21 protein-coding genes, 1 rRNA gene and 1 riboswitch are annotated in these 25,808 nt (G+C 69.3%); of the genes, 2 read left to right on the forward strand and 20 right to left on the reverse strand.

Annotated elements, in window-relative coordinates; all coding sequences use genetic code 11:
• Positions 1 to 27 precede the first annotated feature (27 nt).
• Positions 28 to 1,550, reverse strand: a 16S ribosomal RNA gene (locus CQ047_RS00785).
• 660 nt (positions 1,551 to 2,210) lie between these two features.
• Here CQ047_RS00785 and CQ047_RS00790 point away from each other — a divergent pair.
• Positions 2,211 to 3,536 (forward strand): CoA transferase, encoded by a 1,326-nt coding sequence (locus CQ047_RS00790; RefSeq protein ID WP_258132420.1) that lies wholly within the window; start codon positions 2,211 to 2,213, stop codon positions 3,534 to 3,536.
• Here CQ047_RS00790 and CQ047_RS00795 read toward each other — a convergent pair.
• The 4 genes from CQ047_RS00795 to CQ047_RS00810 are packed head-to-tail and all read right to left on the reverse strand — an operon-like array spanning position 3,521 to position 7,154.
• Positions 3,521 to 4,315 carry a DUF4184 family protein gene (locus CQ047_RS00795; protein WP_105672371.1) on the reverse strand — a complete coding sequence of 265 codons (795 nt, stop codon included), beginning with the start codon at positions 4,313 to 4,315 and terminating at the stop codon, positions 3,521 to 3,523. The genes CQ047_RS00790 and CQ047_RS00795 overlap by 16 nt on opposite strands.
• 25 nt (positions 4,316 to 4,340) lie before the next feature.
• Positions 4,341 to 5,642: a tyrosine--tRNA ligase gene (tyrS, locus tag CQ047_RS00800; RefSeq protein ID WP_105672372.1), complete on the reverse strand. Its 1,302-nt coding sequence runs from the start codon at positions 5,640 to 5,642 to the stop codon at positions 4,341 to 4,343.
• A 28-nt stretch (positions 5,643 to 5,670) separates the two neighbouring features.
• The gene (locus tag CQ047_RS00805; protein WP_105672373.1) at positions 5,671 to 6,513 is read right to left on the reverse strand and encodes a hypothetical protein; all 843 of its coding nucleotides are present in this window, start codon (positions 6,511 to 6,513) and stop codon (positions 5,671 to 5,673) included.
• On the reverse strand, positions 6,510 to 7,154 hold the full coding sequence (locus CQ047_RS00810; RefSeq protein ID WP_105672374.1) for a SatD family protein: 645 nt from the start codon (positions 7,152 to 7,154) through the stop codon (positions 6,510 to 6,512). Before CQ047_RS00810 ends, CQ047_RS00805 begins: the two co-directional genes overlap by 4 nt.
• Before the next feature lie 60 nt (positions 7,155 to 7,214).
• On the opposite strand from CQ047_RS00810, the gene CQ047_RS00815 reads away from it, so the two are divergent.
• Positions 7,215 to 7,811, forward strand: coding sequence for a DUF1349 domain-containing protein (locus tag CQ047_RS00815; protein WP_105672375.1), 597 nt, complete (start codon positions 7,215 to 7,217; stop codon positions 7,809 to 7,811).
• Positions 7,812 to 7,832: 21 nt separating this feature from the next.
• Here CQ047_RS00815 and argH read toward each other — a convergent pair whose 3' ends face one another.
• The 15 genes from argH to CQ047_RS00890 form a co-directional block, all read right to left on the reverse strand.
• The gene (gene argH, locus CQ047_RS00820; RefSeq protein ID WP_105672376.1) at positions 7,833 to 9,263 is read right to left on the reverse strand and encodes an argininosuccinate lyase; all 1,431 of its coding nucleotides are present in this window, start codon (positions 9,261 to 9,263) and stop codon (positions 7,833 to 7,835) included.
• A complete protein-coding gene (gene argF / locus CQ047_RS00825; RefSeq protein WP_105672377.1) occupies positions 9,263 to 10,198 on the reverse strand; it encodes an ornithine carbamoyltransferase in 936 nt (311 codons plus the stop codon). Before argF ends, argH begins: the two co-directional genes overlap by 1 nt.
• Positions 10,195 to 11,406 carry an acetylornithine transaminase gene (locus tag CQ047_RS00830; RefSeq protein ID WP_105672378.1) on the reverse strand — a complete coding sequence of 404 codons (1,212 nt, stop codon included), beginning with the start codon at positions 11,404 to 11,406 and terminating at the stop codon, positions 10,195 to 10,197. The genes argF and CQ047_RS00830 overlap by 4 nt, the downstream gene beginning before the upstream one ends.
• A complete protein-coding gene (gene argB / locus CQ047_RS00835; protein ID WP_105672379.1) occupies positions 11,403 to 12,320 on the reverse strand; it encodes an acetylglutamate kinase in 918 nt (305 codons plus the stop codon). The genes CQ047_RS00830 and argB overlap by 4 nt, the downstream gene beginning before the upstream one ends.
• Positions 12,317 to 13,474: a bifunctional glutamate N-acetyltransferase/amino-acid acetyltransferase ArgJ gene (gene argJ, locus CQ047_RS00840; protein ID WP_105672380.1), complete on the reverse strand. Its 1,158-nt coding sequence runs from the start codon at positions 13,472 to 13,474 to the stop codon at positions 12,317 to 12,319. Before argJ ends, argB begins: the two co-directional genes overlap by 4 nt.
• On the reverse strand, positions 13,471 to 14,523 hold the full coding sequence (argC, locus tag CQ047_RS00845; protein WP_105672381.1) for an N-acetyl-gamma-glutamyl-phosphate reductase: 1,053 nt from the start codon (positions 14,521 to 14,523) through the stop codon (positions 13,471 to 13,473). Before argC ends, argJ begins: the two co-directional genes overlap by 4 nt.
• Positions 14,524 to 14,744: 221 nt before the next feature.
• Positions 14,745 to 16,883 carry a bifunctional hydroxymethylpyrimidine kinase/phosphomethylpyrimidine kinase gene (locus CQ047_RS00850; protein WP_105672382.1) on the reverse strand — a complete coding sequence of 713 codons (2,139 nt, stop codon included), beginning with the start codon at positions 16,881 to 16,883 and terminating at the stop codon, positions 14,745 to 14,747.
• Complete coding sequence (gene thiM / locus CQ047_RS00855; protein ID WP_105672383.1) at positions 16,880 to 17,728, reverse strand: hydroxyethylthiazole kinase; 849 nt, start codon at positions 17,726 to 17,728, stop codon at positions 16,880 to 16,882. The genes CQ047_RS00850 and thiM overlap by 4 nt, the downstream gene beginning before the upstream one ends.
• Positions 17,718 to 17,812: riboswitch (TPP riboswitch) on the reverse strand. It overlaps the preceding gene by 11 nt.
• A 23-nt stretch (positions 17,813 to 17,835) precedes the next feature.
• Positions 17,836 to 18,801 carry an NAD-dependent epimerase/dehydratase family protein gene (locus tag CQ047_RS00860; protein WP_105672384.1) on the reverse strand — a complete coding sequence of 322 codons (966 nt, stop codon included), beginning with the start codon at positions 18,799 to 18,801 and terminating at the stop codon, positions 17,836 to 17,838.
• Positions 18,802 to 18,883: 82 nt separating this feature from the next.
• Positions 18,884 to 19,600: a DUF402 domain-containing protein gene (locus CQ047_RS00865; RefSeq protein ID WP_105672385.1), complete on the reverse strand. Its 717-nt coding sequence runs from the start codon at positions 19,598 to 19,600 to the stop codon at positions 18,884 to 18,886.
• Between the two features lie 37 nt (positions 19,601 to 19,637).
• A complete protein-coding gene (gene pheT / locus CQ047_RS00870; protein WP_105672386.1) occupies positions 19,638 to 22,142 on the reverse strand; it encodes a phenylalanine--tRNA ligase subunit beta in 2,505 nt (834 codons plus the stop codon).
• The gene (gene pheS, locus CQ047_RS00875; RefSeq protein ID WP_105672387.1) at positions 22,142 to 23,182 is read right to left on the reverse strand and encodes a phenylalanine--tRNA ligase subunit alpha; all 1,041 of its coding nucleotides are present in this window, start codon (positions 23,180 to 23,182) and stop codon (positions 22,142 to 22,144) included. The genes pheT and pheS overlap by 1 nt, the downstream gene beginning before the upstream one ends.
• Before the next feature lie 42 nt (positions 23,183 to 23,224).
• Positions 23,225 to 24,151, reverse strand: coding sequence for an amino acid ABC transporter permease (locus CQ047_RS00880; RefSeq protein WP_105672388.1), 927 nt, complete (start codon positions 24,149 to 24,151; stop codon positions 23,225 to 23,227).
• A complete protein-coding gene (locus CQ047_RS00885; protein WP_105672389.1) occupies positions 24,148 to 24,795 on the reverse strand; it encodes an amino acid ABC transporter permease in 648 nt (215 codons plus the stop codon). The genes CQ047_RS00880 and CQ047_RS00885 overlap by 4 nt, the downstream gene beginning before the upstream one ends.
• An 80-nt stretch (positions 24,796 to 24,875) precedes the next feature.
• Entirely contained in the window at positions 24,876 to 25,793 is a 918-nt protein-coding gene (locus CQ047_RS00890; RefSeq protein WP_105672390.1) for a glutamate ABC transporter substrate-binding protein, read from the reverse strand.
• Between the last annotated feature and the right edge of the window lie 15 nt (positions 25,794 to 25,808).

Consider the following 25,808-nt stretch of genomic DNA (forward strand, 5'->3'; position numbering starts at 1 on the left):
CTACAAGAGGTGTCAGATGCTCCTTAGAAAGGAGGTGATCCAGCCGCACCTTCCGGTACGGCTACCTTGTTACGACTTAGTCCTAATTACCGATCCCACCTTCGACGGCTCCCTCCACAAGGGTTAGGCCACCGGCTTCAGGTGTTACCGACTTTCATGACTTGACGGGCGGTGTGTACAAGACCCGGGAACGTATTCACCGCAGCGTTGCTGATCTGCGATTACTAGCGACTCCGACTTCATGAGGTCGAGTTGCAGACCTCAATCCGAACTGGGACCGGCTTTTTGGGATTCGCTCCACCTCGCGGTATTGCAGCCCTTTGTACCGGCCATTGTAGCATGCGTGAAGCCCAAGACATAAGGGGCATGATGATTTGACGTCATCCCCACCTTCCTCCGAGTTGACCCCGGCAGTATCCCATGAGTTCCCACCATTACGTGCTGGCAACATAGAACGAGGGTTGCGCTCGTTGCGGGACTTAACCCAACATCTCACGACACGAGCTGACGACAACCATGCACCACCTGTTTACGAGTGTCCAAAGAGTTGACCATTTCTGGCCCGTTCTCGTATATGTCAAGCCTTGGTAAGGTTCTTCGCGTTGCATCGAATTAATCCGCATGCTCCGCCGCTTGTGCGGGTCCCCGTCAATTCCTTTGAGTTTTAGCCTTGCGGCCGTACTCCCCAGGCGGGGAACTTAATGCGTTAGCTGCGTCACGGAATCCGTGGAATGGACCCCACAACTAGTTCCCAACGTTTACGGGGTGGACTACCAGGGTATCTAAGCCTGTTTGCTCCCCACCCTTTCGCTCCTCAGCGTCAGTTACGGCCCAGAGATCTGCCTTCGCCATCGGTGTTCCTCCTGATATCTGCGCATTCCACCGCTACACCAGGAATTCCAATCTCCCCTACCGCACTCTAGTCTGCCCGTACCCACTGCAGGCCCGAGGTTGAGCCTCGGGATTTCACAGCAGACGCGACAAACCGCCTACGAGCTCTTTACGCCCAATAATTCCGGATAACGCTTGCGCCCTACGTATTACCGCGGCTGCTGGCACGTAGTTAGCCGGCGCTTTTTCTGCAGGTACCGTCACTTTCGCTTCTTCCCTGCTAAAAGAGGTTTACAACCCGAAGGCCGTCATCCCTCACGCGGCGTTGCTGCATCAGGCTTCCGCCCATTGTGCAATATTCCCCACTGCTGCCTCCCGTAGGAGTCTGGGCCGTGTCTCAGTCCCAGTGTGGCCGGTCACCCTCTCAGGCCGGCTACCCGTCGACGCCTTGGTGAGCCATTACCTCACCAACAAGCTGATAGGCCGCGAGCCCATCCCCAACCAAAAAATCTTTCCAACAACTGGCCATGCGGCCGTTGCTCGTATCCAGTATTAGACGCCGTTTCCAGCGCTTATCCCAGAGTCAGGGGCAGGTTGCTCACGTGTTACTCACCCGTTCGCCACTGATCCACAGAGCAAGCTCTGCTTCACCGTTCGACTTGCATGTGTTAAGCACGCCGCCAGCGTTCATCCTGAGCCAGGATCAAACTCTCCGTAAAAAAGAAATGCATACCCCACCGGGAAAACGGTGACGCAGCGAGTTTGATGCTGACCAAAGAGACAAATTCATTGCTGACTTCATCCGAATGCCAACCCCCCAAAAGAAGGGCTGGTCTTTGATCCAAAGGAATCTCACCTAGCCGAAGCTAGATCGAGGTTATTTGGCATTTGACAAGTGCACGCTGTTGAGTTCTCAAGGATCGGACGCTCCCCCGACCCAGTCATCACAACCAGGCCCGAAGGGCAACTTCTCAATCTTACCGGAGCAATTCAGGCTGTCAAATCGACACGCCGGAAGCTCGGGAGCTGATGTTATTGCCAGGCGCTTACCGCGCCGAGGCAACTCGACTAGCTTACCCGATTCCGTTTCGCTGTCAAATCGACGCGATCCGGAATCCGGATCCCCACATCAGACAGAAGTATGTCTGCGATCTTCTCCGAGGAGCTGATCGTGTGGGGGTGGTTCTCCGCTTGAGGGGGGTAAGGCTCTCGGCCTCTCCGCTTCCCTGTGGGGCGAACAAGTAATAACTTACGTGGATCCCGGGCCTCCGGCAAATCGGGCCGTACCCCCCGGGCGTGTCGTCGTCGCCGGTCCCGCTATTTCCCCCTGGCCAGATCGCGAATCCGGCGTCCATCGCGCCGCGGAGTACGATCGGCTCATGTCTGCGCCCCTCCTCCCCCGTCCGGACCAGGCCCTGCGCGATCGGGTTCTCACCGAGCTCGGCATGGATCACTCGTCGGTCCTGATTCTTCCCGCGCCGGCACACCCCGTCCCGCTGCCCTCCCGCCTGGCGACGGCGGATCTCGCCTGGGCGAGCGTGGTCTCGGTGGCATCTGTGGCGGGGATCAGCGCAGAGCTCGACCCTGACCGGATCGCCCTCTCTTACCGGAGCGACCGCCTGCTGACCGTCGACGACACGGCGCCATCGGTGTGGTCGCCGTACTCCGGGTTCTGGCGCTCCCGCGACGGGTGGGTGCGCACCCACGGGAACTACCGCCACCACGCAGAGGCGCTGCTGCGGGGTCTCGGGATCACCGACCTCGACGCGATCTCCTCCGCATTCGCCGAGCGGACCTCGACGGAGGCTGCCACCGCGATCTCCTCCGAGGGAGGTCTCGCCGTGGTCGTCTCCACCGAGCGGCCGATCGAGGATGCCGCACTGCGCAGCACTCCCCTGTTGGATATCCGCGGTGTCGAGGGCCCCGGTCGAGCACCCCTTGCTCCGGATCTCCCCCTCTCACCCGTCCGCGCGCTCCCGCTCTCGGGCATTCGCGTCCTCGACCTCACCCGCGTGATCGCCGGCCCCGTCTGCACTCGCACCCTCGCGCTCCTCGGCGCCGACGTCCTCCGTATCGATCCGCCGCACCTGCCGGAACCCGAATGGCAGCACTTCGACACCGGCCACGGCAAAAGGTCGGCCCTGCTCGACGCCCGCTCGTCCGAGATGCACGCGCTCCTCGCCCAGGCCGACGTCGTCGTGCTCGGATACCGCCCCGCGGCGCTGGATCGACTCGGCCTCTCCGCAGAGCTCCTCGCCGAGCGCTATCCAGGTCTCGTCGTCGCGCAGCTCAGCGCCTGGGGTGTCGACCGCCCTGAGCGCGCCGGTTTCGACAGCCTGGTGCAGGCGGAGTCAGGCATCGCGCTCGTCGAGTCGGCGGACGGCGACCGTCCGGGGGCGCTTCCCGCGCAGGCACTCGACCACAGCGCGGGCTATCTGCTCGCCGCATCCGTCGTCGCGCTGCTCGAGCGGCGACGACGAGACGGCGGCACCTGGCAGGTGCGAACCTCCTTGCGCCGCATCGCCGCCGAGCTTCTCGGGATGCCGCGGAACGCGGAACCCGCGCCGGAGCGCGACGTCGACCCCGCACCCCATACGGCGCACTTCGACATCGGAGGGCGACGACTCGCCACCGCACGACCCGCTCTTCCCGGGCTCGACTTCCGTGCCCCGCACGAGTGGGGCATGGATCAGCCCCGCTGGTGACGACCGCGGAACACCGGCAGCAGCAGGCAGAGGATCACGGTCAGCGCACCCCACACCGCGCAGGCCGGTGGGAGCACCCGATAGGCGAGGTGCTGCAGGGTGAAGTCATCGGTGAACGGGCCGTAGGCCGCGAACCCGATGGTCCACGCCGTGGCGAGGATGATCGGGAGCGACAGCCACCAGGAGATCCGCACGGCCGAGGGGAGCGCCCGCACGATGCTCTCTCGGGGCACGGCCCTGGTCACTCGAAGGATCGCCCAGACGCCGATGATGACAAGCGCGCCCGCCCCCGAGCCGTACTGCAGCCATTTGAACCCGGTCAGAGGTCCCCACATCCGATCGAGCGCCGGCAGCATCTCGACGCCCCACCGCCCCTCGTGCGTGAAGGAGTCCCAGAGGATGTGCGACAGGACGCCGAGGATCAGCGAGGCCGCGAGGAGCAAGGGGAAGAAGCGCGACTCACCGTAGCCGATCGCCTTCCGCAGCGCGGGGAGGCCCCGGTCGTCCCAGCTCGCGGGAAGCCGACGCGCCAACCAGACCGGTGAGAGCTCCGGAACGGCCGGGCGCAGCACGACTCGCCAGATCAGGAACAGCGCGAATGCGACGAGCGCCGTCCAGATCACGTTCGCGTAGGTGTGAGTGAACCCGTAGTCCAGCCCCGTTCCACGGAGGAACAGGGGCAGATCGGGCGCCATCGCACCTATCGCGATCGCCGACGGCACGAGCGGCGTGCGCACGAACGGCAGTGCGACCAGCGCATGACTCGGGGTGAACGGCATCCGCTCTGCTCGCGACGGACGAGCGTCAGCCGACGAAGACGCCGGCGAGAGTCTTCTTGCCTCGACGGAGCACGGAGACTCCGCCGGGAAGCGCACCGCTCACGGTTGCGGACTCGTCGTCGACGCGGATGCCGTCGACCGACACCCCGCCCTGCGTGATCGCACGCCGGGCCTCGCTGAGACTGGACACCAGACCAGTCGTCACGAGAGCCTCGACCACCGGAGTCCCCGAAGGCACGGTGGCGTTCGGCAGCTCCTCCAGCGCGGTCCGCAGCGTCGAGGCGTCGAGAGCGGTCAGGTCACCCTGTCCGAACAGCGCCTCGGATGCCGCGATCACGGCGGCGGCAGAATCGATGCCGTGAACCGTGGCGACGACCTCGAGCGCGAGACGCTTCTGCGCCGCACGGCGGAACGGCTCGGACTCCACGAGCGCCGCGTACTCCTCGATCTCGGCGCGGCTGAGGAAGGTGAAGACCTTCAGCCGGTCGATGACGTCGGCGTCCGCGGTGCTGAGCCAGAACTGGTACATCCGGTAGGGGCTGCACATCTCGGCGTCCAGCCAGATCGCGTTGCCCTCGCTCTTGCCGAACTTCGTGCCGTCGCTGTTCGTGATCAGCGGGGTGCCGATCGCGTGCACCGAAGCGCCCTCGACGCGGTGGATGAGGTCGGTTCCGCTGGTGAGGTTGCCCCACTGGTCGCTGCCGCCGGTCTGCAGCACGCAGTCGTACTGGCGGAAGAGCTCCAGGAAGTCCATTCCCTGCAGGATCTGGTAGCTGAACTCGGTGTAGCTGATGCCGGCGTCGGAGTTCAGGCGCGCGGCGACCGCGTCCTTCTTCAGCATGGTGCCGACGCGGTAGTGCTTGCCGATCTCGCGCAGGAAGTCGATCGCCGACATCGGCGCCGTCCAGTCGAGGTTGTTGACGATGCGTGCGGCGTTGTCGCCCTCGAAGCTGAGGTAGCGCTCGACCTGGGTGCGCAGGCGCCCGACCCACTCGACCACGGTCTCGCGCGTGTTCAGCGTGCGCTCGGCGGTCGGTCGCGGATCTCCGATGAGGCCGGTCGAGCCGCCGACGAGGCCGAGGGGCTTGTGGCCGGCGAGCTGGATGCGACGCAGCGTGAGCAGCTGCACGAGGTTGCCCAGGTGCAGGCTCGGAGCGGTCGGATCGAACCCGCAGTAGTACGTGATGGGGTCTCCCGCGAGCAGGGCGCGCAGCGCCTCCTGGTCGGTGGACACGTGGACGAGGCCACGCCACACGAGTTCGTCCCACACGTTGTCGAACGTGGGATCGATCGCGGGCGCCGCAGTCGTCAGAGCGGGATCAGACACGCGATCAAGGCTATCAGCGGTGAACCGCTCAGCTGTGCGCGGCCCACCAGACGAGGAACGCCGCTCCCAGCCCGATCACCCAGCTGACGAGGCTTCCGACGAGGAAGTACTCCGCCCTGGCTCCGGTCTCGCCGTCGCGCGAGATCTCCGGGAAGCGCACGATGCCCTTAGCCGCGAGCATCGCCGCCAGGATCGGGTACGCCGATGCGAGGGTGAGGATCATCACGAGCGTGCGCTCCAGCGGTCCGATCAGCCGCCCGCCTTTGAACCCGCCGCGCGGATCAGCAGGAGCGGCTGCGCTCTTCGCCGCCGCATCGTCCGACGACTCAGCGCCCGACGACTCTGCCTCCGACGACTCTGCGCCCGACGCCTCGGCCTCCGCGACGGGGGTCGCCGAGTCCGACGGCGCGGTGACGACCGCCACCGGATCGGCCGGACGCCAGGTGTGCTCGCCGTCGAGTGCGGCGCGCACCACGAGGTTCGCGGATTCGAGCAGGAAGACTCCGGCGCCCAGCGTGAGCACCGCCAGGTCGAAGGACACGTCGCCGAACGGCGAACGCAGACTCCAGACTCCGCCGATGAGACCGGCGTCGGTGCGGGCTCCCCACCACACCACCGCGCCGACGCTGAGGACGCCGAGGAGGACCGCAGGCCAGAATCCCAGGGGCGCCGGTCGATCGTCTGGCATGCACCACACCCACAGAGCGCCCACGACGAGCGCTGCGATCATCGGCAGCAGGGCGTCGCTCACGCTGCCGAGCAGGAGCAGGATCACCACCACGGAGAGATAGCCGATCCACCGGCGAGGCGCGAACTGCCGCACGAGGTCGGCGGCGCCGACGGCCAGCAGGACGAATCCGGCGGCGATCATGCGAGCTCCCCTCTGAGCGCGGCCAGTCCCTCGACGATCGCGGCGGCTCCCGCGGTGCGCAGCGCCTTCGAGATGCTCGGCTGGGAGATGCCCTCCTCGGCGGCGAGCTCCTGCTGCGACCGTCCGATGATGCGTCCGTAGGTCAGACGCCGTTCGCGCTCGTTCATGGCGCCCACCAGCTCGTCCCTGACGAGGAGGTAGGCGTTGGACGCCGCGATCGTGGTCTCCATGACCTCATCCTGCCCGGGGGCTCCGACAATCCACGTGCGCGTGCGCGGCACGGCGCGGCCTTCCCTCGCGTGCACGGTCTCGATCGCCGCGCGCGCGGCGTACCACCCCGGTCCGTCTGCGAGCTCGCCGTGCACGGATGCGACGGGACGCACCTCCCCCACGCCGATCCCGAACCGGAACGCGATGCCGTCCGGCAGCCGGAGCTGGATCATCAGGAGCGAGATCAGCGCGTCTCCGAGGTCGCTGTAGACGCCCTGCTGCTCGTCTCCCACCGTGGGAGTCAGCGGTTGCGCGGCCAGCGGGAGGTCGGCCTCGACCTGCGCGATCGTCCGGTCGAGCACGTGCTGCGCGGCCGTGCGATCATCGAGCCTGCGGGAGCCGACGATGTCGGCGAGTACGGCGATGACCATCGGATAACCGTATCACGAATAACTCTGTACTTATGCGTTATTTAGTTATATCTTGAGGATATGCCTGAATCGCACATCATCCCCTGGTCCGACGGCTCGTGGACCCATGCCCCCTTCGCCCAGTCGACGGCCGCATCCGACGAAACCCACCTCGACGTCACGGCCGTCGAGGGCAGCGACGCCTGGCGACGCACCGCCTACGGCTTCGTGCACGACAGCGAGCACGCGCTTCTCGCGCCCCTCGCCGTCGGCGAGGCCATGGACGTGTCGTTCCAGGCTCCGTGGGACGGTCAGTTCGACCAGGCCGGTGTCTTCGCGAAGATCGACGACGAGCACTGGATCAAGGCGGGGATCGAGTACGCCGACGACCACCTCGGACTCGGCGCCGTCGTCACCGACGTCGGCTCCGACTGGTCGGTGGGCCACGTCGACGACTGGCACGGAAGCGAGATCACCGTGCGCGTGAGCCGCTGGCCGGATGCCGTGATCGTGCGGGCTCGCGCCGACGACGGCGACTGGCGCCTGGTGCGGGTCGCGCCGTTCGACGGAGACGCCGCGGCATCCGCCGGTCCGTTCCTCGCCGCCCCCATGCGCTCCGGGCTCACCGTGCGATTCACGCGCTGGGTGCGATCCGCGGCGGACGCGACCCTGCACTGAGCCGGATCCGCCGCGGCAGGACTACAGCCCGAGAGCGTGCGCCGCTGCCTGTGCCCGTGCGACGAGCTCGGCGCGCTGCTCCGCGACGCGCACGGGGGCGGTGCCACCGGCGCCCGTGCGCGAGGCGACGGATCCCTCGATCGTCAGCACCTCGCGCACCTCGGGCGCCAGGTGCGCGGACACCGAGAGCAGCAGCTCGTCGGAGGCGTCTTCGAGGCCGATCCCCCGGTCCTCGCAGGCGCGGACGAGCGCACCGGAGATCTCGTGCGCGTCACGGAAGGGCACGCGGCGCTTGACCAGCCACTCCGCGACGTCCGTCGCGAGGGAGAAGCCCTGCGGGGCGAGCGCGGCCATCCGCTGCGTGTCGAACTGCAGCGTCGCGACCATGCCGGCGAACGCGGGCAGCACGACCTCCAGCGTCTGCACGGAGTCGAAGACCGGCTCCTTGTCCTCCTGCAGGTCGCGGTTGTACGCCAGGGGCAGCCCCTTGAGGGTCGCCATGAGACCCGAGAGGTTGCCGATCAACCGGCCCGACTTGCCTCTGGCCAGCTCGGCGATGTCGGGGTTCTTCTTCTGCGGCATGATGCTCGACCCGGTCGAGTAGCCGTCGTGCAGCGTGACGAACCCGAACTCGCGCGTGTTCCAGAGGATGATCTCCTCGGCGAGGCGCGACAGGTCGACGCCCGTCATGGCCGTGATGAAGGCGAACTCCGCCACCACGTCACGCGCGGATGTGCCGTCGAGGGAGTTCTCGGCGGGACGGTCGAGTCCGAGTTCCGTCGCGACGAGCGCCGGGTCGAGGCCCAGGGTCGAACCCGCGAGCGCTCCGCCGCCGTACGGCGAGACGCCGGCGCGGCGACGCCAGTCGACGAGCCGCTCGAGCTCTCGCACCAGAGGCCAGCCGTGCGCCTGCAGGTGGTGGGCGAGGAGCACGGGCTGCGCGTGCTGCAGATGGGTGCGACCGGGGAGGATCGCATCGGGGTGCGCCTCGGCCTGGGCGACGAGCGCGTCGATCACGCGGAGGATGTCACGGGCGATCACCCGGGCGTGGTCGATCAGGTACATGCGCACGAGCGTCGCGATCTGGTCGTTCCGGCTGCGACCCGCGCGCAGGCGTCCGCCCAGCTCGGGCCCGAGCTCGGCGATCAGGGCCTGTTCCAGGGCGCCGTGCACGTCCTCGTCCGTCGGCTGCGGCCGCAGCGAGCCGTCCGCGACCTTGCGGGCCACGGCATCCAGTCCCTCGTGCATCCGCGTCGCCTCATCGGCTTCGAGGTACCCTGCGGCCTCGAGGGCCGTCGCATGCGCATGGGATCCGGCGATGTCGTACGGCGCGAGGATCCAGTCGAAGTGCGTCGAGCGGCTCAGCTCGACGAGCTCGGGAGAGGGACCGCTCGCGAAACGCGCTCCCCATAGGGCACCCTCGTTCGTGCCCTCGTTCTTGTCCGCGCCCATCAGGCGGCCTCCTCGTTCTTGCGGAGCAGCCAGACCAGCAGCGCCTTCTGCGCGTGCAGGCGGTTCTCGGCCTCGTCCCACACGACGCTCTGCGGGCCGTCGATGACCTCGGAGTCGACTTCGTAGCCGCGGTCGGCGGGGAGGCAGTGGATGAAGATCGCCTCGGAGTCGGCGATCGTCATCGTCTCCGGCATCACCTTGTAGCCCCCGAGATCGCGGATGCGCGCGAGCTTCTCCTCCTCCTTGCCCATCGACACCCACGTGTCGGTGACGACCACGTCGGCGCCGGCCGCCGCCTCCACCGGGTCCGTGTAGAGCGTGATCGAGCCGCCGGTCTCGGCGGCACGGCGGTCGGCGGCCTCGACGACGTCGGCGCGCGGCGCGTAGTCGGCCGGCGAGGCGATGCGCACGTGCATGCCCGCCGTGACGCACGCGAGCGCGTAGGAGTGCGCCATGTTGCTCTGCCCGTCGCCGAAGAACGTGAGGGTGAGACCCTTCAGATCGCCCTTGTGCTCGCGGATCGTGAGGAGGTCGGCGAGCAGCTGGCAGGGGTGAAAGTCGTCGGAGAGCGCGTTGACCACGGGCACGCGGGTGCCGTTCGCCATCTCCTCGAGACCGGCCTGGGCGTAGGTGCGCCAGACGATCGCCGCGACCTGGCGCTCCAGCACCCGTGCGGTGTCGGAGGGCGTCTCCTTGCCGCCGAGCTGGCTGTTGGCCGTCGAGATGATCAGCGGGGAGCCGCCGAGATCCGCGATGCCGACCGCGAAGGACACGCGAGTGCGGGTGGACGACTTGTCGAAGATCACCGCGACGGTCTGCGGACCGGCGAGGCTCTTGTCCGCCCAGCGGTCCTTCTTCAGCTCCAGCGCGAGATCGAGGATCTCCGCCTGCTCGGCGGGGGTGAGGTCGTCGTCACGCAGCAGGTGGCGGGTCATGCGGGGGCCTTTCCGGAGTCGGTGAGGGATGCCTGGACATCGGCGAGGGATGCCGTGAACAACTCGCGGAACTCGGCGAGCTCGGCGGCGCCGATGGTGAGCGCCGGCGCGATGCGCACGGTCTCGGGGTTGGCGGCGTTCACGATGAGACCGCGCTCCTGGGCCGCGGCGACCACGGCGCCGGCGACGGGAGCGGTCAGCGCGACGCCGATGAGGAGACCGCGACCGCGGACGCCCTCGATCAGCGGGGAGTCGATGGCCTCGATGAGATCGCGCAGCTCAGCGCCGCGCAGCGCGGCGTTCTCGACGAGACCCGCGTCCTCGATCTCGGCGAGGACGGCGTCGGCCACGGCCGTCGCCAGAGGGTTGCCGCCGAACGTCGAGCCGTGCGAACCGGGTGTGAAGAGCGCGCTCGCGGCCCCGTAGGTGACGAGGGCGCCGATCGGGAAGCCGCCGCCGATCCCCTTCGCGAGGGTGATCGCATCGGGGGTGATGCCCTCGTGGTTGAAGCCGAACCAGGCTCCGGTGCGCCCGGCGCCGGTCTGGATCTCGTCCACGATGAGCAGCGCGCCGTGCTTCAGGGTGAGCGAGCGCGCTGCGGCGAGGTACCCATCGGGCAGCTCGACCACTCCGGCCTCTCCCTGGATGGGCTCGACGATGACCGCGGCGACGCGGTCGTCGATCGCGGCCTCGAGCGCCTCGATCGTCGCCGGGATGTGCTCGACACCACCGGGCATCGGCTCGAACGGGGCGCGCATCGACTCCTTCGCCGTCATGGCGAGGGAGCCCATCGTGCGCCCGTGGAAGCCGTTCTCCAGCGCGATGATGCGCGGCTTCTCCGCTCCGCCGTGCAGACGGGCGAGCTTGAACGCCGCCTCGTTGGCCTCGGCGCCGGAGTTCGAGAAGAACACGCGGCCGTCGAGGCCCGCGCCTGCGAGCCGCTTCAGGCGCGCGGCGAGGGCGAGCTGCGACGGCGTGGCGAAGTAGTTCGACACGTGAGCGAGGGTCGCCGCCTGGCGGGACACGGCCTCGACGAACACGGGGTGCGCGTGGCCGAGGGAGGTCACCGCGATGCCCGCGAGGAAGTCCAGCAGGCGCTTGCCCTCGGAGTCCCACAGATACGAGCCCTCGCCGCGCGTGAGCATGGCGAGGCGGGGCCCCGCGTTGAGGACCAGATCGCTCGCCGCGTCATCCTGCCAGTTGCTCATGCCGTCGTCCCTGCGCTTCCCATGACCACTTCTGTTCCGATTCCCTTGCTGGTGAAGAGTTCGACGAGCACCGAGTGCGGCACCCGTCCGTCGATGATCGCCGCGGCGTCGACGCCGCCCTCGACCGCGTCCAGGCAGGCCCTCATCTTCGGGATCATCCCGGACTCCAGGCTCGGCAGCATCTCGACGAGTGCGTCCGATGTGAGGTGCGAGACGAGGGAGTCCCTGTTGGGCCAGTCGGCGTAGAGCCCCGGCACGTCGGTGAGGATGACGAGCTTGCGCGCCCCGAGCGCCACCGCGAGGGCGGCGGCGGCGGCATCCGCGTTGACGTTGAGCGACTGCCCGGGGTGGTCCAGATCGGGCGCGATCGACGATACGACCGGCACTCGCCCCGCGGCCAGGTGATCGAGCACGGGGGTCGGATCGACCTCGACGACATCGCCCACGCGACCCAGATCGACCTCCTCCCCCTCGATGATGACGCCGCGACGACGCCCGCCGAACAGACCCGCGTCCTCGCCGCTGAGACCGGTGGCGATCGGGCCGTGCGAGTTGATCTTCGACACCAGCTGCGGGTTGACCTGGCCGGTGAGGACCATCCGCACGACGCTGATCGCCTCGGTGGTGGTGACCCGGTAGCCGCCCTTGAACTCGCTCGGGATGTCGAGACGATCGAGCATGTTCGAGATCTGCGGACCCCCGCCGTGCACGACGACGGGCTGCACGCCGACGTAGCGCAGGTACGCGATGTCCTGGGCAAACGCCTCCTGCAGCTCGTCGGAGACCATGGCGTTGCCGCCGTACTTGACGACGACGATCTGGTCGCGGAACTTCTTCAGCCACGGGAGGGATTCGATGAGGGTCTCAGCCTTGACCGCGGCGATCTCGGCCGGGGTGTCCTGGATGTCGGTCATGAGGCGTAGGCGCTGTTCTCGTGGACGTACTCGTGGGTGAGATCGTTCGTGAGGATGGATGCCGTGACCTCGCCGACCTTGAGGTCGATGACGAGGTGGGTGGCCCGAGGGGTCAGGTCGACCTCGTCGCGGGGACGGTCGGGGCCGCCCTCGCTGCACACGCGGACGCCGTTCATCCACACGTCGACGTCGTAGGGGTCGAACTGCGCCGCCGTCGTGCCGATCGCGGCGAGCACGCGCCCCCAGTTCGGGTCGTTGCCGAAGATCGCCGCCTTGAAGAGGTTGTTGCGCGCGACGGAGCGGCCGACCTCGACGGCATCCTTCTCGGATGCGGCATGCTGCACCTCGATCGTGATGTCGTGGCTCGCGCCCTCGGCATCGCCCTGCAGCTTGACGGCGAGCTCCTGGCAGACCTCGGAGAGCGCGGCGGCGAAGTCGTCGAGGTCGGGGGCCACCTCGGACGCCCCGTTGGCGAGCAGCGTCACCTGGTCGTTGGTCGACATGCAGCCGTCGGAGTCGAGACGGTCGAACGTCTGACCCGTCGCCCGACGGAGCGCCTCATCGGCCTCGAGCGGTTCGAGGACGGCATCGGTGGTGAGCACCACGAGCATGGTGGCGAGACCGGGCGCGAGCATCCCCGCGCCCTTCGCCATGCCGCCGATAGTCCAGCCGTCGCGGCGCACCACCGCGGTCTTGGCGACCGTGTCCGTGGTCATGATGGCCTGGGCGGCGGCGTCCCCTCCCTCGGAGGAGAGTTCGGCGATCGCCTGCGCGGTGCCGGCGAGGACCCTCGAGCGGAAGACCTCGTCACCGGTGCCGATGAGCCCGGTGGAGCACACGAGCACATCCCCCGCGCTGACGCCGAGGAGCTCGGCCGCCTTCTCGGCGGTCTGATGCGTGGTCTGGAAGCCGAAGCTGCCGGTGAAGCAGTTCGCCCCACCCGAGTTCAGCACGACGGCCTCGACGACGCGGTCGGCCACGGCCTGCTGCGACCAGATGATGGGGTTGGCCTTGGCGCGGTTGCTCGTGAAGACGGCCGCTCCGACCTTGCGCGGGCCGCGGTTGACGACCACGGCGACGTCAGGCTTTCCCGTGCTCTTGAGGCCTGCGGCGACGCCGGCCGCCTCGAATCCTGCAGGTGCGGTGACACTCACGGTGCGACTCCGTTCACGGAGAGGGCGCGTTCTTCGGGGAGACCGAGCGCGATGTTCATGGACTGGATGGCGGCACCGGCGGTGCCCTTGACGAGGTTGTCGACCGCGGTGACGACGGTGACGCGGTTCGCGGCGCGGTCGATCGCGAGTCCGATCAGCGCGGTGTTCGCCCCGAGCACGTCGGCCGTGCGCGGGAACTGCCCCTCGGGGAGAAGCTGGACGAAGGTCTCCCCCGCATAGGCGTTCTCCCATGCGTCGCGGATCTGCGCGTCGGTGACGCCCTCGGCGATCGGAGCGGTGGAGGTGGCGAGGATGCCGCGTGACATCGGGACGAGCACGGGCGTGAAGGAGATGCGGATGCCGTCGGCCTCTGCCCCGGACGCCGCGGCGAGCGCCTGCCTGATCTCCGGGATGTGGCGGTGCGTGCCGCCCACCGCGTAGGGGTTGGCGGTGCCGAGGATCTCGCTGCCGAGGAGGTTCGTCTTGAGGCTCTTGCCCGCGCCTGAGGGGCCGACCGCGAGCACGGAGACGATGTCGCCGGGATCGATCACTCCCGCGGCGACGCCGGGCGCCAGGCTGAGGCTCACGGTCGAGGCGTTGCACCCCGGTGCCGCGATGCGCGTGGCGCCGCGCAGGTTCGCCCGCTGCTTCCCCCCGCCGACGGGCAGCTCGGGAACACCGTACGCCCACGGCTCGTGGAAGTCGCCGCCGTAGAAGGCGTCCCACGACTCCTTCGAGGTGAGCCGGTGGTCGGCGCCCGCGTCGATCACGAGCGGCACCGAGCCGAGCGCGTCGGTGTACTGCCCAGACTGCCCGTGCGGCAGGGCAAGGAACACGATGTCGTGCCCTGCCAGGATCTCGGGTGTCGTGTCCTGCAGCGTGAGATGGGCGAGCGAGCGCAGGTGGGGCTGATGCTGGATCAGCGGCTGCCCTGCGTTCGAGTGTGCGGTGACGGTGCGGATCTCGATGTCGGGATGGGCGGCCAGGAGGCGCAGAATCTCGCCGCCTGCGTAGCCGGATGCGCCGGAGACGGCGACGGAGTACGTCATGCTTCTACCTTAACGGTGGGAGGGTCGGAGGCCTGAGCGGCGACACCGGCACTCGACCGCCGTGCGTGCACAGGCAGGAGCGCGGGGTCGCCTAGAGTCGGCGGCCGCCGCGGCGTCGGCGCACAGCGATGACGCTCGGAGTGAGCGTCAGAGAAGCGGTGGCGGCCGAAGGCATGTCGCGACAGTAGCGCGAGCGCCGCGGCATCCGCAAATCCTGCGCGTCACATGCCCTGCGGGATCGGCGCGGCGAAGAAGGCGAGCTCGTGCGCGCTCGCGATCTCGAAGGCGCGGAGCATCCTCTCTCTGCGCGAGGGCGACGATGCCGCCGCGGCCCGCGACACGTACGCGATCGCCGTCTCCGTCGCGGCTTCGAAACCGGGGTCGGCGTAGGTTACGAGCCAGGACGCGTACGGATGCCGTGGATCGCGGGCGTACTCCCCGAACTCCCCCGCGTGCAGACGCCGACCGAGGTCGGTGTAGAGCCAGAAGCAGGGCAGGATCGCCGCGATGAGCTCGGCATAGTCGCCCCCGAAGGCGACCGAGCGCAGGTGGTCGAGGTAGGCCGTCGTGGTCGGGGCGGGCGCGGCGGCGAATGTCTCCTGGCCGACGCCCGTCGCGGGGGTCAGCCAGGAGGCGTGCAGCTCGAGCTCTCCGACGATCGCCCCGTGTGCGGACTCCGCCCAGAACGCCTGCTCCGCCGACGACGGCGCCAGGCGGGACGCCTCCGCCAGCACTCTGGCGTACTCCCGCAGGTACAGCGCGTCCTGCGCGAGGTAGAACACGAAGGCATCGCGATCCAGCGTGCCGTCGGCGAGGGCACGGATGAGCGGGAGCTCGTCGATGCCGGAACGGATGTCGGAGATGCCCTCCCACCAGTCCGCGCGGACCTCACCGGGGGTGGGTCGGGTGTCGAGACCACCGCGGGACCAGAGGCCTGCGAAGTGGTGCACCGGGCCGTGTCCGCGTCCGACACGGAGCTCATGGCTCTCACGCAGCGCCTCCCGCAGCCAGGTGCGCGCTCCGGCGACGGCATCCGCCGGGCTCTCCCCCCGCGCGAGCAGCGTAGCCAGCGCGGAGGACAGTGAGCAGCCGGTGCCGTGCGTGTGCGGGGTGTCGATGCGGGCGCCGGAGAACTCGCGCCGCACCCCGGCGCCGATCAGCGCGTCTGGGGTCTCCGCACCGGTGAGGTGCCCGCCCTTGACGAGCACCTGGGCGCCGATCTCGGCCGACAGCTCCTCCGCCGCGGCGAGTGCCTCCTCCCAACCTGTGATCCGACGGGAGGTGAGCACGGCGAGCTCGGTGAGATTGGGGGTGACGACGTCGGCACGGCTCAGCAGTCCGCGCAGCGCGTGCTCGGCCGCCGCGTCGAGCAGGCGGTCCCCGCTGGTGGCGACCATGACGGGATCGATCACGACGATCGGCGGGCGCACCCTGTCGAGCCAGTCAGCCACGGCGCCGATGACCTCCGCGTCGGCGAGCATGCCGATCTTCACGGCGTCCACGACGATGTCGGCGGAGATCGCGTCGAGCTGCGCGCGCAGGAACTCCGTCGGCGGCACGTGCACGGCGCTGACGCCCTGCGTGTTCTGCGCGGTGAGAGCGGTGAGGACGGCCATGCCGTATCCCCCGTTCGCCGCGATCGACTTCAGGTCGGCCTGGATGCCCGCCCCTCCCGACGGGTCGCTGCCGGCGATGCTGAGCACACGCGGCACCCCCGCTGCACGCCAGCGGCGGAGGAATCCTCGCGCCGCCGCTGCCGGATCATCGGCGGCGCACAGGGCCGACACGACCGCGAGACCGGCGGCGCCCGCCTCGCGCAGCGCCTCGGCGTCGTCGATGCCGACGCCGCCGATCGCCACGCACGGCAGCGGAGAGGCCGCAGCCACCGCCGCGAAGCCCTCGATGCCGAGTGCAGGCGGATGGTCGGGCTTGGTGCTGGTCGGTCGGATGACGCCGACGCCGAGGTAGTCCACTGTGCCCTCCGGCAGCTCTCCGAGTGCGGCGAGGTGCTCAGTGCTGTTCGCGGTGAGACCGATCAGGGCGTCGGGGCCGAGTGCGGCACGGGCGCGCAGCACCGAGGAGTCCCCCTGTCCGAGGTGCACGCCGTCGACGCGGGCGCCCGCGGCACGAGCGGCGAGCGCGGCGTCGAGACGGTCGTTCACGACGAGGAGCGCTCGACCGTCGATCACCCGGGAGAGCTCGACGAGCTGCGCGGTCGTCTCGGCATCCGTCGCCCGCTTGTCGCGCAGCTGCACGAGGCGCACTCCCCCGTCGACGGCCATCCGCACGGTCTCCACGACACCGCGTTCTCCGCACAGCCCCGGATCGGTGACGAGGTACAGAGAGAGGTCGGCGATCACAGCGCGCCGCCCTCGACGCGCGCCGCTCCGGCGAGATCGGCAGGATGCACGGCGGCGAGCGCATCGAGCAGTGCGACCGCGAAGCTGCCCGGGCCTGCGGATGCCGCAGCGGCGCGCTCGGCGGCGATCGTGTAGACGAGGCTGGCCGAGGCGACCGCCGTGAGCGCATCGGCTCCCGTGGTCCGTGCGGCCCCGAGGAACGCAGCCATGACGGCGCCGAGAGCGCAGCCGCCTCCCGTGACCCTGGTGAGCAGCTCGTGTCCGTTCGCGAGCCGCAGCACGCGCTCCCCGTCGGTGATCAGGTCCACCGGACCCGACACCGCGACGATGCTGCCGAGGCGCGAGGAGAGCGCGACCGCGGCGTCGGCGGCGGCATCCGTGGTGTCAGTGGCGTCGACCCCTCGACCGCCTGCGCTGAGTCCGGCCAGCGCCAGGATCTCCGAGGCGTTGCCGCGGATGGCCGTCGGGCGCAGCGCCACGAGCTCCTGCGCCAGCGCCGTGCGCACCGGGAGCGCGCCGATGGCGACGGGGTCGAGCACCCAGGGCGTGCCGGATGCCGCGGCTCCGGCCGCCGCCTCCAGGCTCGCCGCCCGCTGCTCGGGGTTCGGCGTGCCGAGATTCACGAGCAGACCGGAGGCGATGCCGGCGAACATCCCGGCCTCGCCGACGATGTCGACCATCGCGGGGGCCGCGCCGACGGCGAGGAGCACGTTGGCTGTGAACCCGGTGACGACGGCGTTGGTGATGCAGTGCGTGAGAGGAGGCGCCTCTCGCAGCACCCCCAGCAGCGTGGCGGCCTCGGAGACGAGGTCGGAGGCGGATGCAGGACGCAGAAGATCGCTCATGCGACATTCCCTTCGCTAGTGCTAACTAGATCAGGTTCGACGGGTCTGTTCTCAGCCGCGGATGCGGCACCCCGTGTCACTGCTCGCAGTCTAGCGAAGAGCGCGGATCACCCGAGCTCGGCGAGAAGCTCCAGCTCCTGGGTCCGGGTGAGCCCCGCGCGCCGCTCGCGGTCGACGCCGCGTGCTCGTTCGTCCGCGAGAACCGCGTCCACGGTGTCCCCGAGCGGACGCAGGGTCCCGCCGTCGGAACGATAGGCGGCGTTCGAGCGCGTCATGAAACCGGTCATCTCCGCCGGCAGCCACAGCGGCAGCGAGCGCTCCCCCATCCAGTACTCGACGCCGTGCTCCACGAGCCATCCCTCGTCGGCGGACACCGTGTCGCCGTCGTGCCCCGCCACCGCGCGGAACAGTGCGAGCACCTCGCCGAGCGCATGCTCGTCGCCGATCGTGTTCACCGCACCGGTCGACGCCGTGGCGGCCACGTACGCCGCGAGATCATCGACGTCGATCACCTGCGTCGTGCGCCCCTCCGTTGGCGGCAGCAGCACCGTCCCGTCGCCCGCGCGGTCGAACGCCGCGGCCCAGTATCCGAAGCGATCGCTGGGGTCGCCCGCGCCGACGATGAGTCCGGGTCGCACGATGAGCGCCCGGTCTGCGAGCGTGCGCACCGCGTCCTCCGCCGCGACCTTCTGCGGACCGTACTCGTACTCATCCCCCGGTGCCGCGGCGATGTGCAGCGGAGCGGACTCGTCGGCGCCGACCGTGACGTCGTCGGAGTAGGCGGACATCGACGAGACGTACGTCCAGCGTGCGGCTCTGTCTCCGAGCGCCGCGACGGCGGCGACGACATGGTCGGCACGGGAGGAGATGTCGATCACACGGTCCCAGTCACGCACGGCCGCCTCCGCGTACGCGTCGGGATCATCCCGGTCCGCCCGCACGAGAGCAGCCCCGCTCGGCGCCGTGCGTGCACCACGGGCGAGGCACGTGACCTCGACGCCGTCGTCGATCAGCCGTCGCGCGATGCGACCGGAGAGCCAGCCGGTTCCGCCGAGGATCAGAGCAATCGTCATGCGTCCATGTCATCAGCATCCGCTTCCGCACGGAAGCCCGTTCCGCCCAGAGCAGAGCACCGACACCGCGGCGGAGCCGACCTCAAGGGCGCCGCAGCTCCTCCAGTCCGCGAAGCTCGGGGAGGGTCCACGTCGGGTCGGGGCGCCATGCGACCCACTCCGGGTCGAAGGGCCAGTCGCCGTCGTGGAAGGACTGGATCGCGGCATCCGCATGCCTCTCGATCTGCGCGGCCTGCTCGCGGGTGAGGCGACCCTGCACGATCGCCGCGGCGACCTCGTCTTCGTCCTTGAGATGAACCGTGCGGTCCGCCGCGATCCAGACGTCGAGGATGTGATCCGAGGAGTAGGTGTCGCGGTCGGTGCGCAGGTGGGCGTTCTCCAGGTTCACGTACCAGCCGTCGAAGCGCCAGTCGCCGTCATCCGCGTGCGTCCAGAACAGGCACACCGACCAGGGTGCTCCGGCCGGAGCGATGCGCAGGCTGCCGCCGCCCCACCATGCCTCGACGATCCTCGTGCGGCCGTCGAGCCAGCGCCGCTCCAGCGGGATCGAGCGCACGCGCTCGCCCGTGACCGTGCCCTGGGCCTCCTGCAGCGTGCCGGAGGCGAGCCAGGCCACGAGACCGCGCTCATCGTCGCGCACGACGCGCATGGGGCTGATCGTCGAGGGATCTCCCGGCTGCCAGCCGGGCGCGCGGTAGTGCCAGTCGATCTGTTCTCCCGGTATGAGGAACGGACCGTCGCCGAGCGGACGGGCGCCCTCGGGAACGGCCGCCGGGGTGCTGTGCGGGAGGATGCTCATCCCGACACGCTACCCCGGCGCCGTGCCGGAACCTGGCTCAGTCGCGCAGCGCGGCGCCGAACCGCTCCGCCGCGACCGCGACCCCGGCGAGCTTGGCCTCCGTGGCCTCCGCCGCGGTCAGCGTGCGGTCGTCGGCGCGGAAGCGCAGTGCGAACGTGAGGCTCTTGGACCCCTCGGGAACGCCCTCGCCGCGGTAGTCGTCGACCAGTCGCAGGGACTCGAGCATGGGCCCCGCCCCCTCGATGAGAGCGGCACGGACGTCCCCAGCGGGGACCTCCGCGGGCACCGTGAGCGACACGTCCTGCGTCGCCGCGGGGAAGGTCGACAGCGAGGCCGCGACCGTCCCTCCCCCGGCGAGCGAGAGGATGCCGTCGAGATCGAGCTCGAGCACCGTCGCGCGACCGGGCAGATCGGCGTCCTCGGAGACCGCCGGGTGCAGCTCGCCGACGTAGCCGACCTCCGCATCCCCGATGCGGAGCGCACCGGCACGGCCGGGGTGGAGCGCGGCGCGCTGCGTCTGCACCACGTCGATCTCGACGCCCGCCGCCGCGGCGATGACGCGCACGGCGTCGAGGGCCTCGGAGAGACCGGCCGCCTCGGCCGCTCGGCCCGGCTGGCGCGCCGACACGTTGCCCGTGAACAGCGCCGCGACGTGACGGTGCTGCGGCGGGATCGACGCGTTCAGCTCTGCGAGCGTCTCGTCCGACGGACGCACGCCGAGCGGCGGCACCTCGTCGGTGCCGTAGACGACGCCGGGTTCGGGCAGGAAGACGACGCCGGTCTCGAAGATCGCGAGGTCAGTGAAGCCGCGCGAGATGTTGCGATGCGCGATCTGCAGGAGACCGGGGATCAGCGAGCGCCGCAGGTACGGCGTCTGGCCGTCGAGGGCGTTCGCCAGGCGGATGCTGGGCAGGTGCTCGCCCGCGGCGGAGCCGTGCAGATCGTTCTGCGCCTCGTTCGTGAACGGGAACGCGGACGTCTCGACGAGTCCTGCGGACGCGAGCGCGTTCGCGACCCGACGGCGACCCTGCTGGTGCGCGGTGAGTCCGCGGCCGGAGGGCGGCGTGGGCAGCACCGACGGGATGCGGTCGAGCCCGTGGATGCGCGCGACCTCCTCGGCCAGCGTCCACTTGTCCGTGAGGTCGGGACGCCAGGTGGGCGGGATGACCGTCCAGCCGGCGTCGGTCGCGGTGACCTCGGCGCCGATCGTCTCGAGCGCGCCCGAGATCTCGGCATCCGTGTAGTCCACGCCGATGAGCCCCTCGACGAAGCCCGTGGGCAGCTCGATGTCGCCGACGAAGACCTCGGCGAACAGCGCGCCGCCCTCCTCGGTGAGCGTGCCGCCGGCGAGCTCGACCATGAGGTCGGCGGCGCGACGGGCCGCGACGAACGGGATCAGCGGGTCGACGCCTCGCTCGAAGCGCTTGGAGGCCTCGCTGGGCAGCTTGTGACGACGTGCCGAGCGCGCGATCGTGACCGGGTCGAACGTCGCCGCCTCGATGAGGACGTTGCGCGTGGTCTCCGTCATCTCGGTCGTGCCGCCGCCCATGACCCCGGCGATGCCGATGGGGCCCGAGTCGTCGGTGATCAGCAGGTCAGAGGCGTCGAGCGTGCGCTCCTGGCCGTCGAGCGTCGTGATCTTCTCGCCCGCGGAGGCGCGGCGCACGGTGATGCCGCCGCTCAGGGCGTCGAGGTCGTAGCCGTGGAGGGGCTGGCCGAGCTCGAGCATCACGTAGTTCGTGATGTCGATGAGCACGCCGAGGGAGCGCATGCCGGCGAGGGTCAGACGCGCGATCATCCAGGGCGGCGTCGGACGCGACGGGTCGACCCCGCGCACCACGCGGGTGACGAACTCGCTCGCGCCGACGCGTCCGCGCACGGGGGCCTGGTCGTCGACGATCGCGGTGTGACCGGTGCCCGGCTGAAGCTCGGCGAAGTCGCGCTCGGCGGGGTCGCGGAACTCCGCCCCCGTCGCGTGCGAGTACTCGCGAGCCACTCCGCGGAGCGAGAAGGCGTAGCCGCGGTCGGGGGTGACGTTGATGTCGACGGCGACGTCGTCGAGGCCGAGGAGCGCGATCGCGTCGGCGCCGACGGGCGCATCGATGCCGAGGTCGGAGAGCACGACGATGCCGTTGTGCTCATCCCCCAGGCCGAGCTCGCGCGCCGACGCGATCATGCCGTCGGACACGTGTCCGTAGGTCTTGCGCGCCGCGATCGGGAACGGACCGGGCAGCACGGCACCGGGCAGGGTCACGACGACCTTGTCGCCGGCGACGAAGTTGTGCGCACCGCAGACGATCCCGCGGATGCCGCCGTTCGCCTCGCCCACGTCGACCTGGCACCAGTTGATCGTCTTGCCGTTCGACTGCGGCTCGCCCTCGAGCGAGACGACCTGTCCGACGACGACGGGACCGGTGATGTCGAAGCGGTGGACGTCCTCCTCCTCGAAGCCGACGCGCACCATCGCCGCGAGGACGTCCTCGGGCGTGGCATCCGCTGCCAGATCGACGTACTCACGCAGCCACGAAAGCGGGACGCGCATCACACCACCATCCCGTACTGCTCGCTGAATCGGATATCGCCCTCTGCCATGTCGCGCATGTCCTGCACGTCGCTGCGGAACATGAGCCCGCGTTCGACGCCCATGCCGAAGGCGAAGCCGCTGTAGACGTCGGGGTCGATGCCCGCCGCCCGGAGCACGTTCGGGTTGATCATGCCGCAGCCGCCCCACTCGATCCAGCGCGCGCCGCCCTTGAAGGTCGGGTGCCACAGGTCGAGCTCTGCGGAGGGCTCGGTGAAGGGGAAGAAGTTCGTGCGGAAGCGCGTCTTGGCCTCCGGTCCGAAGAGCTGACGCGCGACGTGGTCGAGCGTGCCCTTGAGGTGCGCCATCGAGATGCCCTTGTCGACGACGAGGCCCTCGAACTGGGTGAACACCGGCAGGTGCGTCGCGTCGAACTCGTCGGTCCGGTACACGCGGCCGGGGCAGAGCACGTAGATCGGCACCTCGCGGTCGAGCATGGACCGCACCTGCACGGGGCTCGTGTGGGTGCGCATGACGAGGTGACGCGAGGCCGGGTCGACGTAGAACGTGTCCTGCTCCTGGCGCGCCGGGTGGTCGACGTCGAAGTTCAGGGCGTCGAAGTTGAACCACTCGTGCTCGAGCTCGGGGCCTTCCGCGATCTCCCACCCCATGCCAACGAAGATGTCGGAGATCTGCTCGCTGAGCAGGGTGAGCGGATGCCGGGCGCCGACGCGCGTGCGGGACGGCACGGCGGTGATGTCGACGCGCTCCGATTCGAGCCGAGCGGCGATCTCGGCCTCGGCGAGCTCAGCCTCCTTGGCGGCGAGCGCCTGGGTGACCTGGCCGCGGCCCTGGCCGACCAGCTTGCCGAACGCCGCCTTGTTCTCGGGGGCGACCTGCCGCATGGACGCGTTCAGGACCGCGAGCGGCGACCCCTCGGCGACGTGTGCGGCGCGGGCCGCCTTCAGCTCGGTGGTGTCGCGCGCCGCCCCGATGGCCTCGAGGGCTGCGGCGACGGCGGCTTCGACCGCTTCTGGGGTGATCTCTGGAGACTCAGACACGAGAGTCGAGTCTACCGGGGGCACGGCACCGCGCCGTGCGGCTCACAGACCTTGGGCGCCGGAGTTGCTCCCGTCGTGCTTCCCGGCTCGGCTCTGCAGCGCGATCACCTCGGTCATCGTCGATTCGTCGTCTGCGGCCGCGTTGTGCGCGACCGCGGCCTGCTTCGGCGAGCGCTTGGCCCGACGCTGGAGCCGGTAGGCGATGTAGGAGAGCACGAGACAGACCGCCACGTACATCGAGCCGCCGACGATCGCCGCCGGGATCAGCGGGGAGTTGTAGGTCGGCTGGTTGCCGATCAGGTTGATCACGAAGAGCAGTTCCTGATACGTGATGATGAAGCCGAGCGCGGTGTCCTTCAGCGCGACGACGAGCTGGGCGATGATCACCGGCATCATGGCCCGCACCGCCTGCGGGATGAGGATGAGCCGCATCACGCCGGACTTGCGCAGACCGATCGCGTAGCCGGCCTCCCGCTGCCCGCGAGGAAGGGACTCGATTCCGGCGCGCAGCACCTCAGCGAGGACCGAGCCGTTGTAGACGATCAGCGCGATCACGACGGCGAAGTACGGAGGCATCTTCACGCCGATCACGGGGAGCCCGTAGTACAGCAGCATCATCAGCACCAGGACGGGCACCGCCCGCAGTACCTCGATGATCCACCTGACCGGCTCCCGCACCCATGCGTGGTCGGACAGACGGCCGATGCCGAGGACGAACCCGAGGACGATCGACCCCACGCCGGCGACCGCGAAGGCGGCCAGCGTGCTCAACAGCCCCTCGCCGAAGCGGACCCAGACCGCGGAGTACGTGAAGATGTTCCACTTCGCCGCGGAGAACTGCCCGGTGGCGAAGAGACGCCAGACGACCCAGCCGAGCACGGCGAGGACGACGAGGATCGTCAGGACTCCGATGAGCCGGTTGCGGACGACGGCACGAGGGCCGGGGACATCGAAAAGGACGGAACTCATCGCGCGATCCTCCACCTGTTCTCGAGAACGCGCTGCACCCAGCCGAGCAGCAGCACCATCACCACGAAGATCACCATCACCCAGAGCAGCACGACCAGTGCGTTCTCACCGCGCTCGCTCAGCCACGACCTGATGGAGCCGAGGTTGAGGACCGAGAAGCCCGCCGCCACCGTGGTGTTCTTCAGCAGGGCGATCAGCACGCTCATCATCGGCGGGACCACGGAGCGCGTCGCCTGAGGAAGCACCACGTAGCGCATCACCTGGCCGAAGTTCAGGCCGATCGCCCGCGCCGCCTCCGCCTGCCCGACCGGGACCGTGTTGATACCGGCTCGCAGCGCCTCGGCGACATAGGTCGCGGTGTAGATGCCCAGCGCCACCACCGTGAGCAGCAGCGAGTTGACGCGCTCCCCCAGCAGGATCGGCAGGCAGAACGCGAAGAAGAACATCACGAGGGTCAGCGGCGTGTTGCGAATCCAGTTCACGTACACGCCGCCGACCGCCCGTGCGATCGGCACCGGGGACACCCTCGCTGCTCCTACGACCAGCCCGAGCACCAGGGCGATGAGCCCACCGCCCAGGAACAGCACGATCGTGCCCCCCAGTGCTTCTCCCCAGAGATCGAGGTTGTCTGTAATGACTCCCACTGCTGCTCCTGTCGATTCGTGTGCTCGTGCTGCCCCTGCCGATCAGCGGGCGGCCGAGGATATCGGCCGCCCGCCGGAACTCAGCCGACCGGGTCGACCTTGGGCTGAGTCGCCTTGACCCCGGATGCGCCGAGGTTGTTGTCGAAGATCTGCTGCCAGACGTCGCCGCCATCGGTCAGCTGCGTGTTGAAGTACTCCACCAGCGCGGTGTCGCCCTTGGCGACGCCGATGCCGTAGCGCTCCTCGCTGAACGGCTTGCCGACGACCTTGATCTGGTCGGGGGCCTGCGCCGCGTAGCCGATGAGGATGGCCTCGTCGGTGGTGACGGCATCCACCTGCCCGTTCTTCAGGTCCTCCACGCACTTCGAGTACGTGTCGTACTCCTTGGTCGGGACCTCGGGGTAGTTCGTCTTGATGTTCTGGATCGGCGTCGAGCCGGTCGCGGAACACACCGTCGTCGACGAGCTCAGGTCGTCGACGCTCTTGATCTTGCTGTCGGAGGCGACGAGGAGGCCCTGCCCGGTGATGAAGTACGGACCGGCGAAGGAGATCTGCTCCTTGCGCTTGTCGGTGATCGAGTAGGTGCCGACGTAGTAGTCGATGTCGCCGTTCACGATGGCCTGCTCGCGGTTCGCCGACGCGATCGCCTGGAACTCGATCTTCTCGGGGTCGACGCCGAGGGATGCCGCCATCCAGCGGGCGATGTCGACGTCGAAGCCGGTGCGCTCCCCCGTCACCGGGTCGAGGTAGCCGAGACCCGGCTGGTCCTCCTTGACGCCGACCTTGACCGTGCCGGAGGACGAGATCCTGTCGAACGTCGGGCTGCCGTCGATCTTGACGTCGGTCGCCACCGTCCACGGCGTGCTGCTCGTCGACGGCTCCTCCTCGGCGCCTCCGCCGGTTCCGGTGCTGGTCGGGGTGCCGCTGTTGCAGGCGGTCAGCGCGAGCAGCGCAGCCGCAGCGATCCCGATTCCTGCCAGTGTCCGTGTGCGTCGCATGTGCGTCTCCTTCGT

Source organism: Microbacterium sp. MYb72 (assembly GCF_002979415.1).
In the GTDB taxonomy this organism is placed as follows: domain Bacteria; phylum Actinomycetota; class Actinomycetes; order Actinomycetales; family Microbacteriaceae; genus Microbacterium; species Microbacterium natoriense.